The organism is Brucella sp. (assembly GCF_032066345.1).
In the GTDB taxonomy this organism is placed as follows: Bacteria; Pseudomonadota; Alphaproteobacteria; order Rhizobiales; family Rhizobiaceae; genus Brucella; species Brucella pseudogrignonensis.
In genome coordinates this window covers 138,506-155,513 of record NZ_DAMBKZ010000011.1, presented here as the reverse complement: position 1 = coordinate 155,513, position 17,008 = coordinate 138,506, and the positions used below count along the sequence as shown (strand labels likewise).

The following is a 17,008-nucleotide window of genomic DNA, read 5'->3' as shown; positions in this document are numbered from 1 at the left end:
ACGCAACCATCAATAAGCGGCCATCGCCTTACTGAATCTTCTCGAATCGAGTCGCCTCGATTTTCAGCGTCCCGAGCTGCGTGCCTATGCGGGCAACAACCGGCGCATAGATGCCGGAATTGCCTAATGAAGCGAAAGAGATCGTCATCTTGCTGCGCGTGCTCAGATAGTCGATGGCCTTCTTGCCCTTCTGGTAGCCTGAGATCGGCACGAACTTGGCCGAGCAGATCACCGATTCGCCCGTAAAACCTTCCGTCGTGAAAGATTCTGTGCCATTGAACGCCAATCGAATATCGGCACGGGTCTGACCATCGAAAACTTGAAGCGTGCGATTGCACACGGCTTTTGGATCTTTTGTTGGAATCATCAGCGCACTGAGCGGGTCACTCACATTGACCAGATCATTGGGGGCTGTTTCCACCCAAGGATCGCGCTTTTTAACCGGCGGCAGATTTTCCGATTCGGTCACATTACCACTCGAAAAACGTATCTTGGTACTCTTGTTCTTTCGCCCATGCTTGTAAGCAAGATCAAAAGCGGATGGAATAACTTTACCCTGAACCGAGTTGCCGCCAACATAGACGGTGCCGTCCGTATCATCGAAAACGCGCGCGATGCCTGATGTCTTGAAGCGGCCATTCACACCGTAACTCGAACCTTTGACGGTGGTTTCAATCGCAGAACGCGCGATCGAAAGGCCGAACATCGAGATTTCATACTCTGTTCGGTAGAGAGCGTCTGCCTGAGCGCTGCTTATTGCAGCCACACTCGCAATCGCCAATCCGGTTAGCAATGCAACACCCCGCCGCGCTGCCCCATTCTGCATCCACTCGCTTTTCACCGGCTTGAAGAAATGCGATCGCTCGATCATGCCAGATTTTCCTTTCACGATATTCGCCCCGTGAAGCACCGTGCACCCGCACGAACAGTGCCCCAGCAATCCAAATCCACGCATCGCGTCAGCAAAACCGATTCTGTTTTTCCGACCCATGCTGTAGTTTGTCTTTGCGCTTTTGACTATAAATGGCTCCAAATCTGCGTAGAATTCTCTTTCAGCATTAACTGTCGAACAGCAAAAATCGGCGAAGTTATGATCGGGAGGGTCTTCCGATACCGCAAAAGGCCGTAAATGCGCGCCTTTGGGCCATCATGACGGAATCTATCTTGACTGTAATCGCTACTCTCACTATAGAAACGCGACTTTCCCAATAGGCCGCCTGTCCGAGATCGCGCGCCAGCAGCAGAAATACTGCTATGATTGCGTTGAATTCGGACATTCGAGTCGGGGCCTGAGAAACAAAAATTTGAAGGTGAGACCAAAATGTCCCGCGCTTGTGAATTGACCGGCACCTCGGTCCAGTACGGCAACAATGTAAGCCACGCGAACAACCGTACGCGTCGTCGCTTTCTGCCGAACCTCTGCAACGTTACGCTGATGTCCGAAGTTCTCGGCCAGAGCTATCGTCTGCGCATCTCCGCTTCTGCTCTGCGTTCGGTTGAGCATCGCGGTGGTCTTGATGCATTCCTCGTCAAGTCTGACGACAAGGAACTTTCGCAGCGCGCTCGCCTGCTGAAGCGTCAGATCGCTAAGAAGCAGGCTGAAGCTGCTGCATAAGCAATCAGCTTTTTAAAGTTTGACAAAAAAGGCTGACTCGCGTCAGCCTTTTTTGCTGGTTCCATCACCCAGGATAAAAAAATGCCTATGACAGGTCCTTCTTTTGCCCGGCTATTGCCGGCGGTGATAGCGATGTGTGCAGCTGTGGCTGCATCGAACATCCTTGTCCAATATCCTTTCCAGCATTTTGGCCTTGGTGAACTGCTCACCTATGGTGCTTTCACCTATCCGGTCGCATTCCTCGTCAATGATCTGACGAATCGCCGCTTCGGTCCTTCAGCCGCGCGCAAGGTCGTCTATGCCGGGTTTGTGCTGGGCGTCCTCATGTCGATCTGGCTTGCAACCCCGCGTATTGCCATTGCATCCGGCTCGGCATTCCTGATCGCACAGCTCATGGACATTACAGTCTTCAACAGCCTGCGTCAGAAGACCTGGTGGAAGGCGCCCTTCGCAGCTGCAATGTTCGGCTCGGTCGTTGATACGATCCTGTTCTTCTCCATCGCCTTTGCTGCAAGCTTTGCGTGGATCGACGCGATGACCGGCATGCCCGATTCGTCGCTGGCAGAACCGGCCTCGTTCCTTGGCCTTGGCGTACCCCTCTGGGCTTCGCTGGCTTTCGGTGACTTCTTCGTAAAGGTCGTGATGGGAACGCTGATGCTGGTGCCTTATGGTGCCATTCTGGCGGTTTTCGCACCGGCACTCTATGCGCCAGACCGAGCCAACACCGCGAAAAACACTCATCTTTAGAAGTCACGATCCGTTTATCTGAAAAGAAATTGGTTTTTCTCAGCGAGTAAAGCCTATAAGAACCGCGCTTCGATAAAAAGACGGATGATCGTCCGTCTTTCTTTATCGGAGCCATTTTCTATATTGTTCACAAGAAGCATGATCCGCACAGATTTACTTCTTTAGCGGTCTTAATGCTTCTTCGTTGAGATATTTATATTTAGATAAGGATGAATTAGATGTCCTTTAATAAGGAAGAACTTCCACTCGTCATTATTACCGGCGCAAGTTCTGGCATTGGCCTGGCTACTGCGAAGATGTTTGCTGATCGTGGCCATCCGCTGCTGCTTCTTGCACGTCGACTGGACGTCATAGAAAAGCTCAATCTGCCAAACACGCTCTGCAAGTCGGTCGACGTAACCGACCGAAAGGCGCTAGTAGCGGCAGTTCAGGAAGCCGAAGCCAAGTTCGGCCCTGCAGATGTCATCGTCAACAATGCCGGTGTCATGTTGCTGGGCGATGCAACGAAGCAGAACCCGGATGAATGGGACCGGATGCTTGAGGTCAATGTCAAAGGCCTTCTTAATGGCATCCATGCCGTCTCGGCAGGCATGGTGGCACGCAAACATGGCACCATCATCAACATCAGCTCGGTGGCAGGTCGCAAGACATTCGCTAATCATGTGGCCTATACGGCCACGAAATTCGCCGTACACGGGCTTTCTGAGAATCTGCGTGAGGAACTCTCGCCGCATGACGTTCGCGTTGTGACGATAGCTCCAGGTGCCGTCGAGACCGAACTTCTCAGCCACACCAACGACGCAGGCATCAAGGCAGGCTATGAAGCGTGGAAGAAGGATATGGGCGCGCCTGTGCTTTCAGCGGACGACGTTGCCCGTGCCATTGTCTACGCCTATGACCAGCCACAGGGCGTTTGCATTCGCGAAATCGTGCTCGCGGCAACCCGCCAGCAGGCTTAAAAGAAGCCCGAAAGCGCAGTCCCAAAAGTGGAATCCGGTTTTAAGATAAAATGCGCGCCACAAAGACCCTCTATCTTATGCCAAAACTCCATGAGTATGATTCATGGAGTTTTGGTTAAGCTCGAGTGGGCAGTGGTCTTTTTCAAGGCGCGATGCGCCAGCGTCTCGGCGCCTTGCTATTATCGGCCACCTGCGCGACGGCGTCCACGGCCTTTGCCTTCTGCGCCCCGTTCTTCGAACAAGGATGCAAGCTGCTCGGTCATTGCACCGGCCAGCTCTTCCGCGTCCACGATGGTCACGGCACGCTGATAATAGCGGGTGACGTCATGACCGATACCAATAGCGATCAGCTCAACCGGCGAACGGGTTTCGATCTCTTCGATGACCGCGCGTAAGTGGCGCTCAAGATAATTGCCCGGATTGACCGAAAGCGTTGAATCATCCACCGGCGCACCGTCGGAAATCATCATCAGGATCTTGCGCTGTTCAGGACGAGCCAACAGGCGCTGATGCGCCCAGATCAGCGCTTCACCGTCGATATTTTCCTTGAGCAGACCTTCGCGCATCATGAGGCCGAGATTGCGTCGTGCGCGGCGCCATGGCGCGTCTGCCCTCTTATAGATGATATGGCGCAAATCGTTGAGGCGGCCCGGATTGGACGGCTTACCACGACCCAGCCATGCTTCGCGCGACTGACCGCCCTTCCAAGCCTTGGTGGTGAAGCCGAGGATTTCGACCTTCACGCCGCAACGCTCCAGCGTGCGGGCAAGAATATCGGCGCAGGTCGCTGCAACCGTGATCGGACGACCACGCATCGAACCGGAATTATCGATAACCAGCGTTACGACCGTATCACGGAAATCCGTATCGCGTTCCATCTTGTAGGAAAGCGGCTGTGTTGGGTCGATAACGATACGCACGAGACGTGCACTATCGAGATAGCCCTCTTCCAGATCAAAATCCCAGGAACGGCTCTGCTGCGCCATCAGACGGCGCTGTAGGCGGTTTGCGAGACGTCCAACAACGCCCTGCAGATTGGCCAGCTGCTTGTCGAGGAAGCCGCGCAGACGATCAAGCTCAGCCTCATCGCACAGATCGGTGGCTTCTACTTCCTCATCGAATTCGCGCGTGAAAACATTGTAATCGACATGCTCTGCGAAATTGGCAAAAGGCTGGTTCTGACGGCGCGTGTCGCCCGGCGTTTCCGCATCGACATCTTCGCTGTCGTCCATATCGTCGGAAGCCGCATCGGCGGCGTCCATTTCGCCCTGCTCACCTTCTTCGCTGGAACTGTCCGATTCTTCGCTTTCAGCCGAATCAGAGCCTTCCTGGCTTTCTTCGCCGCCTTCCTCGTTTTCGTCTGAGTCGGGCGTCTGTTCGTTATCTTCGTCCTGCTCGTCGCTTTGCTCTTCCTGAGAAAGCTCCTCGGCCATATCCATGGAAGCGAGCATATCGCGCACGGTGCGCGCAAAAGCCTGCTGATCTTCCAGATTTTCGCCAAGACGGGCAAGCTCTGCACCAGCCTTTTGTTCGATCCACTCGCGCCAGAGATCGAGCACAGGGCCAGCTTCGGCAGGAGCTTTGCGACCGGTCAGTTTTTCGCGCAACAGAAGCGAGATCGCTTCTTCAAGCGGCGCATCTTCCTTGTCGGTCACATCGGAGAAATTGGCGCGGGCATATTTATCTGCGAGCATAGTCGCAAGATTATCGGCAACACCGGCCATTGCGCGGGCACCAATGGATTCCACACGCGCTTGCTCGACCGCATCATAGATTGCGCGCGCCTGCTTGCCTTCCGGCGCAAGGCTTGCGTGAATACGGGCATTATGGCGCGCCTGACGCAACGCCATGGAATCACCCAGACCGCGCGTAACGGCAACATCATGCGCCGTCGGACGTTTTGGCAGATCGGGCAGGCGGGCACGATTGGCGGTCAGCGCCGGACGATCATTGCTGAAAGCCACTTCCAGCTCATTCTCGCCGGAAATAGCGCGCATGGTCGCGGTCATTGCCCGCTTGAACGGTTCGGAATCAACCGGCCCGTTTTTACGCTCGCGCGAATTATCGCCTATTGCTGACTTCTGGCCCGACATCTGCCTATCCTGACTTTATACAAAGCACCGCCGCCCGTTATGGGCGGCAGGTTTCATCCAGCCTTATGCCAATACGATATTGGCAGCAGATTCTGGAAGTTCCTCACCGAAAGCACGCTGATAGAACTCAGCCACCGTCTGGCGCTCAAGCTCATCGCACTTGTTGAGGAAGGTCAGGCGGAATGCAAAGCCGACATCATTGAAGATCGCGGCATTTTCAGACCATGTAATGACGGTACGCGGGCTCATCACGGTCGAAAGATCGCCGTTGATGAAAGCCTGACGGGTCATGTCGGCAACGCGAACCATCTTGTTCACGATCTCACGGCCTTCCGCATTCTGGTAATGCTTGGCCTTGGCGAGAACGATGTTCACTTCGTTATCGTGTGGCAGATAGTTGAGCGTGGTGACGATCGACCAGCGGTCCATCTGGGCCTGGTTGATCTGCTGCGTGCCGTGATAAAGGCCGGTCGTGTCACCCAAACCAACGGTGTTGGCGGTCGCAAACAGACGGAAAGCCGGGTGCGGATGGATAACGCGGCTCTGGTCGAGCAAGGTCAGACGGCCCGAAGTTTCCAGAACGCGCTGGATCACGAACATGACGTCCGGGCGACCCGCATCATATTCGTCGAAAACCAGAGCAACATTGTGCTGATAGGCCCAAGGCAGAATGCCGTCCTTGAATTCAGTGACCTGCATACCGTCTTTTACGACGATTGCATCCTTACCGACGAGATCGATACGGCTGACATGGCTGTCGAGGTTGACGCGAACGCAAGGCCAGTTGAGGCGTGCAGCGACCTGTTCGATATGGGTCGACTTACCGGTGCCGTGATAGCCTGAAACCATCACGCGGCGGTTAAATGCAAAACCTGCGAGGATCGCGAGCGTCGTCTGACGGTCGAAAAGATAATCCGGATCGCGTTCCGGCACATAGGAATCGCCTGCCGCATAGGCCGGCACCCGCATGTCGGAATCAATTCCGAACACTTCGCGCACCGAAACCGTTGTATTCGGCAAATTGGCTATATCCCGCTCAACCTTGTTCATCATGCCTCCAGAGCGGCAGGACTGTCCGGCCGCGACATTCAAATTCGATCAGGGAGCCTTTCGGTGAACCGGATGACGCCCTTCTGTTCAGTTGCGGGCATCCGTAATCGCATCTGCGCGCAAGCGCAGTAGATGAATGTCCGTCAGGGCATTGAACATGCCCTGATACTCGGCCTCATAAAGCCCACAGAGGCTTTAGCAAAAACCTGCTGTCTTGAGCAATTGATAAGCCTGAATGACCTCGCGAAATCTTTCTTCAGACCCGCGGTCACCACCATTTGCATCGGGATGGTGTTGCTTCACAAGTTCTTTATAGCGCGACTTGATCATATCGCTAGTCGAATTTGCATCAAGACCGAGCGTCGCAAGCGCCTTTACTTCCAAAGTGCGCGGTTTGCGCTGCACAGCTTTGGCAGTGCCGGGATTGCTTTTCGCATCTTTGACGAAATTGAACGGATCGCGCAGACGATTGTGATAGGCAGCCGAACCCGAACGACGGGTCGCCATATCCGGCGACGTGCGTGCGGAAGCGGTGGAGTTGGATGCCGTCGACCAAGTCGGGCGATTGCCAGTGATCGCATCCTTCTGGAATTTCGAGATTTCACCGTCGGACAAACCGGAGAAATAATTGAAATTCTTATTATATTCCCGGACATGATCCACGCAGAAATGAAGGTATTCACCCTCGCGCATGCGCCCGACCGGCGCACGATGCGTGCCCGGCTTATCGCAACCGTCCCACTGGCAGCAGGGACCGCTGGACTTCTTTTCCGCTTCCTTCTTGGGACGGATGCGGATGCTGTCGAAAAGTTTTGAGTGCGTTGTCATCGAATCGGATTATGCGAATTAAGAGTGACTAAACAAGAATTGACATTTCATCCTGAATGGTTTTGGCCATGAATTCAGGGCGAAATTTTGATGCAGATTGCAATTCCTGTGCGGATTTGCCCCACGGGTTGCCGCCGAGGCGACGTCTATATGAGGCACAACGTCTATATGGGGAGAACTGGCCAAAATGTCCATTCACAATAGCAAACAATCTTCAATGGAAGCCAAGCTTAATGCAGCTTTCTCTCCGGAACGGCTTGAAATCATAAATGAAAGCCACCTCCATGCAGGCCATCATCACGAAGATCGTGGCCATCATGAGGTCTATGATGGTACCGGCGAAACACATTTTCGCGTGCGCATCGTATCTGCCAAGTTTGAGGGTATGAGTCGTATCGCTCGCCATCGCGCCATCAACGATCTTTTAAAAGAAGAGCTGGAAACCGGCGTTCACGCACTCGCACTGGAACCTACCGCACCCGGTGAAGCGACGCGCCGCTGATGTTTTATGCTGACGCCTTAAGCCATTTGCGCAGACGACCACGCGCATTGGCATAGGGCGATGACGTGTTGAACTGGATCATGCGGCCCAGCGTATATTTTTCATACCAGAGGACGCCGTAAAGCTCAGTGTCCGCGCGCGCCTCGATTAAGGTCAGCAGCGCATTCTTTGCCGTTTCAAATCGCGATAAAAGCGCTTCAAAGGATAGCGTTTCGTAATCCCGGTAAAACTTGGCCGCTAAAGCACCAAGTTCATTCCATTTGAAACCTGTTTCCGGAAAATCGACTGTAAGCCCCTGATCGCGCCGTTCGCACCATTTGAGCACCAGCTCGTTCCATCCGGTCAGATAGGCGACGAGATCATGCACGCTCATCAGCGTGCCCTTTGCATGACCTTCCATGGTTCTGGATTTGGCCTGCTCCGGCTTAACGCGTGAAAGATCGAGCACGAGCCGTGCATAAGTTGTTTCAATTGCCTCAAGCAGTTCCTGTTTGCTGGATGGCACAGCCATCAGGATGAAACCTTCGCAACGACGACACCAGAAAGCGGTTTGCCATCGGCATCCAGCGGCACGATGCGCAAACGCGTGAGGCGGTTCTTTTCCTTTTTCAGCACCGAAAAGCGCTTTCCGTGGAAGGTAAATGCCTGCTTCACTTCCGGTATGGTCTGCGTTTCATGAATCACCAGACCGGCAACGGTGGTCGCTTCCTCATCTGGGAGCTTCCAGCCGAGCGCGCGATTGAGATCACGGATCGGCAAAGAGCCATCGACCAGAATGGAACCATCCGGCTGCAACCGCAGACCCTGCATGTCGATATCGTGTTCATCGGAAATGTCGCCGACGATCTCTTCGAGAATGTCTTCCAGCGTTACCAATCCCTGCACATCACCATATTCGTCAACAACGACGGCAATATGCGCCTTGCGGCGAAGAAACGCGTCAAGCTGGTCCTGAAGTGTGGTTGTGTCAGGCACAAACCACGGTTTGCGCGCCACTTTCATGATGTCGATGCGGGAAAAATCATTATCGACATCGTAAAGCGCGCGCAGCAGGTCCTTGGTATGGATGATGCCGACGATATTATCGATCTCATCCCGCCAGACCGGCATACGCGTGTGTGGGCTTGCAAGAATATCACCGACGATCTGATCGGCAGGCGCATCAGCATTGATCGTGCCCATGGATGTGCGATGCACCATGACATCGCTGACTTCCAGTTCTTTAAGATCCAGCAGACCGCCAAGCTGATCACGATCTTCCTTGATCAGCGATTTATCGCGGTGCAGCACTTCGACCGCACCGCGCAATTCTTCCTGTGCGGAAAGCATCGAACGGCCGGATGCGAGATTAACACCGAACAATCGGAGAATTTTGCGCACGATCCAGTTCACCAGCCCCGAAACCGGGCCGAGAAAAGTTACAACCGCTGAAACAGGGCGTGCAACATTCAACGAAAAGCGGTCAGGGCTGGAAATGGCCCAGGATTTGGGCAGTACTTCAGCAAAAATGACCAGAATGATGGTCATCGCCAGCGTCGAATAAGCCACCCCTGCATCACCAAACAGGTGCAAAAAGATATTGGCAGCAATCGACGAGGCAAGAATATTGGCGAGGTTGTTGCCAATCAGAAGCACACCAATCAGCCGGTCGCGCCTTCCAATGAGATATTGAACCACTGTTGCGCGTTCATCGCCATTATGCGCGTAAGTGAGCATTCGGGCGCGGGATGCGGCGGTCAGTGCCGTCTCCGCGCCGGAAAAAAAGCCCGACAGAATGATGCAGAGCAGGATGATGCCACACATGATCCACAGCTCGAAAATCATTCTCGTATTCCTTTCGGGGTCAGACGGAGAGGTGTTCCTTCAGAAATTCCAATACTGCTGCAGGCGGTACGTCCTTGGCAATGAAGGATTGACCGATGCCGTGCGTCAGAATGAATGTCAGCGCACCACGCGCCACTTTCTTGTCCTGTGCAATATAATCCATCAGCTTTTCAGCATCCGGCAGGCCACCCGGTACTTCATGCAACGATGTCGGCAGCCCGACGGCTTTCAGATGCGCTTCAACGCGTTCGGCAGCCTCGACGCCACAAAGGTTCATCTTGACCGAAAAGCGATGCGCTAAGGCCATGCCAATGGCAACGCCTTCGCCGTGCACCATACGGCTTGAATCATAGCCGGTCGCGGTTTCAAGCGCATGACCGAATGTGTGTCCGAGATTGAGCAAAGCACGGTCACCATTCTCACGCTCATCGCGCGCCACAACCGCGGCCTTCGAACGGCAGGATTCGGCAATTGCTTGTGTGCGCGCAGCACCACCTGCAAAGACTTCACCCCAGTTCTTTTCAAGCCAGGCGAAGAAATCCGGACGGTCAATCAGGCCGTATTTGGCCACTTCTGCATAGCCTGCACGGAATTCACGCTCGCTCAGCGTATCAAGCACTTCCGTATCGGCCAGCACAAGCTGCGGCTGATAAAACACGCCGACAAGGTTCTTGCCAAACTGGGTGTTGATGCCGGTCTTGCCGCCAACGGACGAATCCACCTGTGCAAGCAACGAGGTTGGCATCTGAACGAAGTTCATGCCGCGACGCACGATACCGGCAACAAAGCCTGACAGATCACCCACAACACCGCCGCCAAAAGCCACAACCGCATCACCACGTTCGAGACGAGCAGCCAACACGGCATTGGTCACAGTTTCCAGTGTCGAGAAGGACTTTGACTTCTCACCGGGCGCCACAATAACCGGCGTGGATTCGATACCTGCACGGGCAAAACTGGCCGTCAGAGCTTCGAGATGAGCCTTGGCAACATTTTCGTCGGTGACGATTGCCACACGAATCCCCGGCAGACGCTTTGCGACTTCTTCGCCAGCGCGCGCGATCAGGCCTTTTCCGATCAGAATTTCATAGGATCGGTCCCCCAGCGAAACCGGAACTGTCACACTGTCGGCGCTCAAAGGGGTATTCATGCAGATAGTCTCCTAATGCATGTTGCGGAAAATTTAGAAGCGGTTTTCCGATAACGACATGCGTAAAAACAACAAAATAGAGCGAGCGTGGCGTTTAAGATTAAGCGCGACACGCTCTATTATCAGGCTTCGCCCTTGGTGAGATGCGCGGTGAGAACGTCGATCAGTTCACCGGCAATCACTTCCTTCTTGTCGTCCCGCGTCATCACATGCAGATCAGCGAGCGCATAAACCGGATAGCGCACGTCCATCAACCGCTGCATCACGCCGCGCGGATCGTCATTCTTGAGAAGTGGGCGGTTCTGACGGCGCGAAACACGATCCATCAGCACATCAAGCTCGGCATTCAGCCAGATGGACACGCCATTGGCAGCAATCGCCTCACGGGTTTCGGCATTCATATAGGCACCACCACCAGTGGCAAGCACCATCGGACCATCTTCAAGCAGCCGCAGGATAACCCGGCGCTCCAGATCGCGAAACTCGGCTTCGCCATAGGCATCGAAAAGTTCGGGCACGGTCATACGGGCTGCAGATTCAATCTCATTATCCGCATCTTTAAACGGCAGTCCGAGCATGGTTGCGACCTTGCGGCCGACGGTCGATTTTCCTGCGCCCATCAGCCCAACAAGAACAACGACTTTCGCACCAAGAAGCTGACGGACAGCATCCGCTTGCTCGTTAAGATTTGTCTGTTTTGTTGTGCTGCTCATTGACCTCATCCATTTCCTCCGGTTCCACATGAAAAACCGTGCGGCGTCAATCGCTTTCATCGGCTAAAATGAACCGGACATGGGTTTTTATGCGCCGGAACTGCCCGTCCTTGCTTTCGTCTCAATAGCACAGCATAAACGCTTCATGCCCACGCTGACGCGCATCATTGCCTTGCTCGCTGTTATTGCTGCCATAGTCTATGGCGCAATGTTCTCACTTGCCAACTTTGTGAAACCGACCACCCACGAAATTACGGTCGAGATTCCCTCATCAAAACTGAAGCAGACCGTCGTGGCACCGCCGCCGCCTGCCATATCGGACAATGAACCGGTAACAAGCGAAACGGGACAGGAGTAATATGCGCGCTTCACTGGCCATCGAAAACTTTCTTGAAATGATGAGCGCTGAACGTGGAGCTGCGGGCAACACGCTTGAATCCTATCGCCGCGATCTAGAAGCTGCGGCCGATGTGATGCAGACGCGTGGCGTTAATCTGGCAGAAGCGAAGACCGAAGATGTCCGCCATGTTCTCGATGGCATGTCGAACGAAGGCTTTGCCGCCACCTCGCAGGCACGGCGTCTTTCGGCACTCAGGCAATTCTTCCGCTTTCTTTATTCCGAAGGCTTCCGGCAGGACGATCCGACCGGCGTTATCGATGCCCCTAAAAAGCAGAAACCGCTGCCAAAGATCATGAGCGTCGAAAATGTCGGCCGTCTTCTTGATCGCGCCGATCTTGAGGCAAGGGAAGCGCCGGAACCGGCTGAGCGTATCAAGGCGTTGCGTCTGCACGCACTACTTGAAACGCTTTATGCAACGGGCCTGCGTGTCTCGGAGCTGGTCACGCTTCCAGTCAGTGTGGCACGCACCGATCATCGTTTTCTGATCGTTCGCGGCAAGGGCTCGAAAGAACGCATGGTCCCACTGTCGCAAAAAGCGCGTGAAGCACTGCAGAACTTTCTCTCTCTGCGCGATTCATTGCCCGGCTATGACGACAATCCCTGGCTGTTTCCGGCTTTCTCCGAAAGCGGTCATCTGGCGCGACAGGTCTTTGCGCGCGAATTGAAAGGGCTTGCAGCACGAACCGGCCTGTCCAGCGCCTCGATCTCTCCGCATGTGCTGCGCCACGCTTTTGCCAGCCATCTTTTGCAAAACGGCGCTGATCTGAGAACCGTGCAGCAATTGCTCGGCCATTCGGATATTTCTACCACCCAAATCTATACGCATGTTCTGGAAGAAAGACTGCATAAGCTGGTAAGTGAGCATCACCCGCTTGCCGATTAAGCGCTCTGCGGGTAAGAGAATTTCAGAAAAATTTGCAAGATGCGCATGAAGTAAATATGTAAGGCGTCGTAAAACAGCCGTTTTCTAGCGTGTTTTATGGCCAACATCTCTGGAAACGCACAATAGTCAGGCCCGATGTATAACTATCTCGATTTTGAAAAACCCGTCGCCGACCTCGAAGGCCAGATCCTTGAGCTGAAGAAACTCGCTCAGGAACAGGGCAGTGTCGAGATGAGCGACGAGATCAGCCGTCTCGAGAAACGCTCGGCCGATGCGCTTAAAGATATCTACCGCAAGCTGACCCCATGGCAGAAGGCGCAGATCGCCCGCCATCCGGATCGTCCGCATTGCCTTGAATATATCGACAAGCTGTTCACGGAATTCACGCCACTGGCGGGCGACCGTCAGTTTGCCAATGACGAAGCCATTCAGGGCGGCTTTGCCCGCTTCAATGGTCAGGCCGTTGCCATTCTGGGCCAGGAAAAAGGCTCGGATACCAAGACGCGCCTCAAGCACAATTTCGGCTCGGCCCGTCCGGAAGGCTACCGCAAGGCTGTCCGCATCATGGAAATGGCTGACCGTTTCCAGCTGCCGCTGATCACCTTCGTCGACACTGCCGGTGCCTATCCAGGCGTGAGCGCTGAAGAACGCGGTCAGGCGGAAGCCATTGCGCGCTCCACCGCTGAATGCCTCAAGCTGCGCGTGCCTGTCATCTCAATCATCATCGGTGAAGGCGGTTCGGGCGGCGCGATCGCGATTGCTGTCGCAAACCGCGTCTATATGCTCGAACATTCGATCTATTCGGTGATTTCACCTGAAGGGGCAGCTTCGATCCTCTGGCACGATTCCACGCGTGCAAAGGATGCAGCTTCCAACATGCGCATCACTGCGCAGGATCTGTTCGATCTCAAGGTCATCGACGGCATCATCCCGGAACCGCTTGGCGGCGCACATCGCGGCAAGGATGCCGTTATTGCGGCTGCGGGCGACATCATCACCGCCTCGCTGCGTTCGATGAAGGATGTCGATGGCGAAACGCTCAAGCAGGAGCGTCGTCAGAAGTTCCTCGACATCGGTCGTAACCTTTAATTTACCAACAATTTCAAAAATTGGCTCCGGCGCGCCCTTGGTGCGCCGGATTTGCATCGTGCCATTATTTCCGCCATATTGCGGACATTCTGTTTTTTAGGTATTTGAGCAACGGTTTATCAACGATACCGAAAGGTTTAGTTGTTAATATCCGGGCACCGAAAAGTCAGATTTGCTTAAATGCGTCGGTGACGCAGCTTCGATCAGATTCTGATGAAAGTTGAATACTGGTTGTTCTACCTATTTGTTTTTACGCATTATCCTATGCAAAACCGCTTCGCACTTTTGCTGGAAATGCTCTAACAGGCTCGATGCGATATGAAGATCAGAACCGCACTTCTTGGAACACTATTGGCATCCGCTCTGCTTGCCGGTTGTCAGGGCTCGTCCGTTTCCGATCTCAGCTTACGCGCTGAAAAACCTCTTTCCGAGAAAATCGTCGCCAAGATGAAATCGAAGGGCATGACGCGCACTTCGCCGGTGATGGTTCGTATTTTCAAGGAAGAAGGCGTCCTCGAAGTCTGGAAGCAGAAGAACAACGGAAAATACGACCAGATTGCCTCTTATGAGATCTGCAAATGGTCAGGCAAGCTTGGTCCGAAATTCGTAGAGGGTGATCGTCAGGCGCCAGAGGGCTTCTATAATGTTCGCCCGGCACAAATGAACCCGAATTCGCAATATCACCTTGCCTTCAACATTGGCTTCCCGAACGCCTATGACCGCGCGCACAACCGTACCGGACAGAATCTGATGGTGCATGGCGCTTGCTCGTCATCGGGTTGCTATTCGATGACCGACGAAAGCGTCAGCGAGATTTATGCCTTTGGCCGCGATGCCTTCAAGGGCGGTCAGCGCGACTTCCAGATTCAGGCTTTCCCGTTCCGCATGACCGCAGCCAACATGGCACGTTACAAGAGCGACCAGAACTACGCATTCTGGAAGATGCTCAAGCAGGGCTATGACGCTTTTGAAACAACCAAGGTTCCGCCAAAGGTTGATGTCTGCGAAAAGCGTTATGTCTTCAACGTGCCAACGCCAGATGGTCAGCCGCTTTCAGCGACCGATGCCTGCCCACCTTCGGTCGGCTCGGAATCCATGGCTTACACGTCTTCTTATGAAAAGACGTTCCAGTCCGCATTCAGCGCAGCACAGAAGAAGCCTTCGCCGTCCATTCAGGGCATCGCAGAAGCCAAGCTGGTCTCCGCATGGAGTGCAGCGCGTGCACGCGGCGAGAAGGTAACGCGCGAACCGCCGTCGCTTTCGCCAGCATCGGCTGAAACGCCAAATGCACCGGATATCCAGCCTGCGGCAACGCCGATCTCGGCACAGCCTGCGACAGCCATTGCGGCAACGCCAGCAGTTGCTACTCCGGCTCAGACTGCGGCAGTCCCTGTTCCGCAGGAAAATCCGGCAGCGGTTTCACCGATGACCACCGCAAGCACGGTCCCAGATGCTGTTGCAGCACCTGCACCGGAAAAGAAGAAGGCCTGGTGGAAGCTGGGTGGTAACTAATACCAGATGGATAAAGACGTTCCCGTCTATGATCTGAGAGGGCTTAAGTGCCCTCTTCCCGTTTTAAAGACGCGCAATCGCCTGCAGGATTTGCCGAGCGGCGCGCTTCTCTGGGTTGAAGCAACCGATCCTTTATCCGGTATCGACCTTCCGCATTTCTGCACGCAGGAAGGCCACGCTCTGCTCAAGCAGGAGCGTGACGAAAACCTTCACCGTTTTCTTATTCAGAAGAAATAAGGTCTGGAGCATAAGTCCCATCGAAGTGAAACGAGGGTCGATAAGATTATGCTTCAAATAAAAGCCTTAGAGCGCCGATCTGATACAATCAGATCGAAACGCGCTCTAAAGCATATCGCAGAAAAGTGCGAAGCGGTTTTCGGAACAAAATGCGCATAAAAAACAAAGAGATAGAGCGAGCGCAGCGGATACACTAACCGCGACAAGCTCTAGCGTGTTGAATAGCCCGGAATAGCCAGCGGATTGTCCATCATCGCAGCACGGTCTGGACGATCAATGCCTGCCTTGCCGAGAAACGCGTCGAAAAGCTCGCGCACATAGGTTTCCGGCAGATCCTTCACGATCATCACCAGCAGCGTTTCATGCTCAGCCTTCGGCCATTTCGGCAGGCGTGCTGGCGGATGAAAGATTTTCTGCACACCATGAATGACCAGCGGGCGATCCGGGTCTTCGGCGATCTGAACAATGCCCTTCACGCGCAAAAGCTTTTCGCCATGGGTCGAGCGCAGCAGATCGAGAAACATCTCGAATGTCGAGAACGGGATCGGTTCCTTGTGACGCAGAGAGAAGGAACGAATGGCATCATCATGATGATGATGATGATGATGGTGGTGATGGCCGTGGTCATGATCGTGATCACAATCCGGTCCGCAGACATGGCCATGCCCGGAATGCATATCGTGATGATGGTGCGAATGATCGTGGTCATCATGATGATGGTGATGATCATCCTCATAGGCTTCCGCACGAAGCCAGCGCTGAACATCCGCCGTCTTTGTTTCCGGATTATAAAGCCCACATTCAAACAAAGCCGCATAGCCGGTGCGGCCATCGGATGCTTCAAGAATATCGGCACCCGGATTAAGCTGTTCGAGCCGTGCCTTGAGATCTGCAAGTCCGGCTTGCGCCTCCGGCAGATCAGCTTTGGTAACGATGATGCGATCAGCCATCGCTGCCTGACGAACAGCTTCCTCATGATTGTTGAGAGTTGCCATACCGTTGACGGCGTCAACCGTTGTCAGCACGCCATCAAGGCGCAGAACCTGCATGAGAACCGGATGACCCATGATTGAGTGCAGCACAGGTGCCGGATCGGCAAGACCTGTCGTCTCGATGATAATCCGCTTCAATGCCTTGATGCGCCCGGTCTGGAGGCGGTCGATCAGGTCAGCCAGCGTATCGACCAGTTCACCACGCACGGTGCAGCACAGGCAGCCGTCGGCAAGCTCGATCACACCTTCACTGGCCTTTTCCACCAGCAGGTGATCGATGCTCACTTCACCAAATTCATTGATGATGACTGCCGTATCGGTCAACTCTGGATCTTTCAGCAGCCGGTTAAGCAGTGTCGTCTTGCCCGAGCCGAGAAAGCCGGTCAGTACAGAAACAGGAATTGGTTGTGGCAT

General features: G+C 54.2%; 18 protein-coding genes. 9 read left to right on the top strand and 9 right to left on the bottom strand.

What is annotated here, in order from left to right; translation table 11 throughout:
* Positions 1-28: 28 nt before the first annotated feature.
* Entirely contained in the window at positions 29-826 is a 798-nt protein-coding gene (locus RT142_RS15200; protein ID WP_235819019.1) for a DUF3108 domain-containing protein, read from the bottom strand.
* A 495-nt stretch (positions 827-1,321) separates the two neighbouring features.
* Between RT142_RS15200 and rpmB the strand changes: the two genes are divergently transcribed.
* The 3 genes from rpmB to RT142_RS15185 all read left to right on the top strand — a co-directional run bounded on the left by rpmB (position 1,322) and on the right by RT142_RS15185 (position 3,321).
* On the top strand, positions 1,322-1,615 hold the full coding sequence (rpmB, locus tag RT142_RS15195) for a 50S ribosomal protein L28 (RefSeq protein WP_007872272.1): 294 nt from the start codon (positions 1,322-1,324) through the stop codon (positions 1,613-1,615).
* Between the two features lie 81 nt (positions 1,616-1,696).
* On the top strand, positions 1,697-2,362 hold the full coding sequence (locus tag RT142_RS15190) for a queuosine precursor transporter (RefSeq protein WP_313029672.1): 666 nt from the start codon (positions 1,697-1,699) through the stop codon (positions 2,360-2,362).
* A gap of 218 nt (positions 2,363-2,580) precedes the next feature.
* Complete coding sequence (locus RT142_RS15185; protein WP_313029669.1) at positions 2,581-3,321, top strand: SDR family oxidoreductase; 741 nt, start codon at positions 2,581-2,583, stop codon at positions 3,319-3,321.
* Between the two features lie 179 nt (positions 3,322-3,500).
* On the opposite strand, the gene cobT is transcribed toward RT142_RS15185, so the two are convergent.
* The 3 genes from cobT to RT142_RS15170 all read right to left on the bottom strand — a co-directional run bounded on the left by cobT (position 3,501) and on the right by RT142_RS15170 (position 7,292).
* Positions 3,501-5,414: a cobaltochelatase subunit CobT gene (cobT, locus tag RT142_RS15180; RefSeq protein WP_064322196.1), complete on the bottom strand. Its 1,914-nt coding sequence runs from the start codon at positions 5,412-5,414 to the stop codon at positions 3,501-3,503.
* A gap of 63 nt (positions 5,415-5,477) precedes the next feature.
* On the bottom strand, positions 5,478-6,464 hold the full coding sequence (gene cobS / locus RT142_RS15175) for a cobaltochelatase subunit CobS (protein WP_313029699.1): 987 nt from the start codon (positions 6,462-6,464) through the stop codon (positions 5,478-5,480).
* A gap of 195 nt (positions 6,465-6,659) precedes the next feature.
* Positions 6,660-7,292, bottom strand: a complete 633-nt coding sequence (locus RT142_RS15170; RefSeq protein ID WP_007872284.1) for a J domain-containing protein — start codon at positions 7,290-7,292, stop codon at positions 6,660-6,662.
* Positions 7,293-7,479: 187 nt separating this feature from the next.
* On the opposite strand from RT142_RS15170, the gene RT142_RS15165 reads away from it, so the two are divergent.
* Positions 7,480-7,794 (top strand): BolA family protein, encoded by a 315-nt coding sequence (locus tag RT142_RS15165; RefSeq protein WP_064322198.1) that lies wholly within the window; start codon positions 7,480-7,482, stop codon positions 7,792-7,794.
* Between the two features lie 4 nt (positions 7,795-7,798).
* Here the strand turns inward: RT142_RS15165 and RT142_RS15160 are convergent, their stop codons facing one another.
* The 4 genes from RT142_RS15160 to RT142_RS15145 form a co-directional block, all read right to left on the bottom strand.
* Positions 7,799-8,305: a ClbS/DfsB family four-helix bundle protein gene (locus RT142_RS15160; protein ID WP_105519030.1), complete on the bottom strand. Its 507-nt coding sequence runs from the start codon at positions 8,303-8,305 to the stop codon at positions 7,799-7,801.
* Entirely contained in the window at positions 8,305-9,618 is a 1,314-nt protein-coding gene (locus RT142_RS15155) for an HlyC/CorC family transporter (protein ID WP_007872290.1), read from the bottom strand. Before RT142_RS15155 ends, RT142_RS15160 begins: the two co-directional genes overlap by 1 nt.
* 19 nt (positions 9,619-9,637) lie before the next feature.
* Positions 9,638-10,768: a 3-dehydroquinate synthase gene (gene aroB, locus RT142_RS15150; RefSeq protein ID WP_313029662.1), complete on the bottom strand. Its 1,131-nt coding sequence runs from the start codon at positions 10,766-10,768 to the stop codon at positions 9,638-9,640.
* A gap of 122 nt (positions 10,769-10,890) precedes the next feature.
* On the bottom strand, positions 10,891-11,481 hold the full coding sequence (locus RT142_RS15145; RefSeq protein ID WP_007872292.1) for a shikimate kinase: 591 nt from the start codon (positions 11,479-11,481) through the stop codon (positions 10,891-10,893).
* 145 nt (positions 11,482-11,626) lie between these two features.
* Between RT142_RS15145 and RT142_RS15140 the strand changes: the two genes are divergently transcribed.
* The 5 genes from RT142_RS15140 to RT142_RS15120 all read left to right on the top strand — a co-directional run bounded on the left by RT142_RS15140 (position 11,627) and on the right by RT142_RS15120 (position 15,602).
* Positions 11,627-11,839 (top strand): hypothetical protein, encoded by a 213-nt coding sequence (locus RT142_RS15140; RefSeq protein WP_079212624.1) that lies wholly within the window; start codon positions 11,627-11,629, stop codon positions 11,837-11,839.
* A 1-nt stretch (position 11,840) separates the two neighbouring features.
* Positions 11,841-12,764 (top strand): site-specific tyrosine recombinase XerD, encoded by a 924-nt coding sequence (gene xerD / locus RT142_RS15135; RefSeq protein ID WP_064322202.1) that lies wholly within the window; start codon positions 11,841-11,843, stop codon positions 12,762-12,764.
* A gap of 135 nt (positions 12,765-12,899) precedes the next feature.
* A complete protein-coding gene (locus tag RT142_RS15130; protein WP_007872298.1) occupies positions 12,900-13,853 on the top strand; it encodes an acetyl-CoA carboxylase carboxyltransferase subunit alpha in 954 nt (317 codons plus the stop codon).
* Positions 13,854-14,171: 318 nt separating this feature from the next.
* Positions 14,172-15,365 carry a murein L,D-transpeptidase family protein gene (locus tag RT142_RS15125; RefSeq protein WP_064322203.1) on the top strand — a complete coding sequence of 398 codons (1,194 nt, stop codon included), beginning with the start codon at positions 14,172-14,174 and terminating at the stop codon, positions 15,363-15,365.
* A gap of 6 nt (positions 15,366-15,371) precedes the next feature.
* Positions 15,372-15,602: a sulfurtransferase TusA family protein gene (locus RT142_RS15120; protein WP_079212439.1), complete on the top strand. Its 231-nt coding sequence runs from the start codon at positions 15,372-15,374 to the stop codon at positions 15,600-15,602.
* Positions 15,603-15,811: 209 nt separating this feature from the next.
* Here RT142_RS15120 and RT142_RS15115 read toward each other — a convergent pair whose 3' ends face one another.
* Positions 15,812-17,008, bottom strand: a complete 1,197-nt coding sequence (locus tag RT142_RS15115; RefSeq protein WP_313029655.1) for a GTP-binding protein — start codon at positions 17,006-17,008, stop codon at positions 15,812-15,814.

Excerpts from the sequence above, each read along its gene's own strand:
- RT142_RS15200 (WP_235819019.1), bottom strand. The coding sequence starts at position 826 with ATGCAGAATGGGGCAGCGCGGCGGGGTGTTGCATTGCTAACCGGATTG.
- rpmB (WP_007872272.1), top strand. The coding sequence starts at position 1,322 with ATGTCCCGCGCTTGTGAATTGACCGGCACCTCGGTCCAGTACGGCAAC.
- RT142_RS15190 (WP_313029672.1), top strand. The coding sequence starts at position 1,697 with ATGCCTATGACAGGTCCTTCTTTTGCCCGGCTATTGCCGGCGGTGATA.
- RT142_RS15185 (WP_313029669.1), top strand. The coding sequence starts at position 2,581 with ATGTCCTTTAATAAGGAAGAACTTCCACTCGTCATTATTACCGGCGCA.
- cobT (WP_064322196.1), bottom strand. The coding sequence starts at position 5,414 with ATGTCGGGCCAGAAGTCAGCAATAGGCGATAATTCGCGCGAGCGTAAA.
- cobS (WP_313029699.1), bottom strand. The coding sequence starts at position 6,464 with ATGAACAAGGTTGAGCGGGATATAGCCAATTTGCCGAATACAACGGTT.
- RT142_RS15170 (WP_007872284.1), bottom strand. The coding sequence starts at position 7,292 with ATGACAACGCACTCAAAACTTTTCGACAGCATCCGCATCCGTCCCAAG.
- RT142_RS15165 (WP_064322198.1), top strand. The coding sequence starts at position 7,480 with ATGTCCATTCACAATAGCAAACAATCTTCAATGGAAGCCAAGCTTAAT.
- RT142_RS15160 (WP_105519030.1), bottom strand. The coding sequence starts at position 8,305 with ATGGCTGTGCCATCCAGCAAACAGGAACTGCTTGAGGCAATTGAAACA.
- RT142_RS15155 (WP_007872290.1), bottom strand. The coding sequence starts at position 9,618 with ATGATTTTCGAGCTGTGGATCATGTGTGGCATCATCCTGCTCTGCATC.
- aroB (WP_313029662.1), bottom strand. The coding sequence starts at position 10,768 with ATGAATACCCCTTTGAGCGCCGACAGTGTGACAGTTCCGGTTTCGCTG.
- RT142_RS15145 (WP_007872292.1), bottom strand. The coding sequence starts at position 11,481 with ATGAGCAGCACAACAAAACAGACAAATCTTAACGAGCAAGCGGATGCT.
- RT142_RS15140 (WP_079212624.1), top strand. The coding sequence starts at position 11,627 with ATGCCCACGCTGACGCGCATCATTGCCTTGCTCGCTGTTATTGCTGCC.
- xerD (WP_064322202.1), top strand. The coding sequence starts at position 11,841 with ATGCGCGCTTCACTGGCCATCGAAAACTTTCTTGAAATGATGAGCGCT.
- RT142_RS15130 (WP_007872298.1), top strand. The coding sequence starts at position 12,900 with ATGTATAACTATCTCGATTTTGAAAAACCCGTCGCCGACCTCGAAGGC.
- RT142_RS15125 (WP_064322203.1), top strand. The coding sequence starts at position 14,172 with ATGAAGATCAGAACCGCACTTCTTGGAACACTATTGGCATCCGCTCTG.
- RT142_RS15120 (WP_079212439.1), top strand. The coding sequence starts at position 15,372 with ATGGATAAAGACGTTCCCGTCTATGATCTGAGAGGGCTTAAGTGCCCT.
- RT142_RS15115 (WP_313029655.1), bottom strand. The coding sequence starts at position 17,008 with ATGCCACAACCAATTCCTGTTTCTGTACTGACCGGCTTTCTCGGCTCG.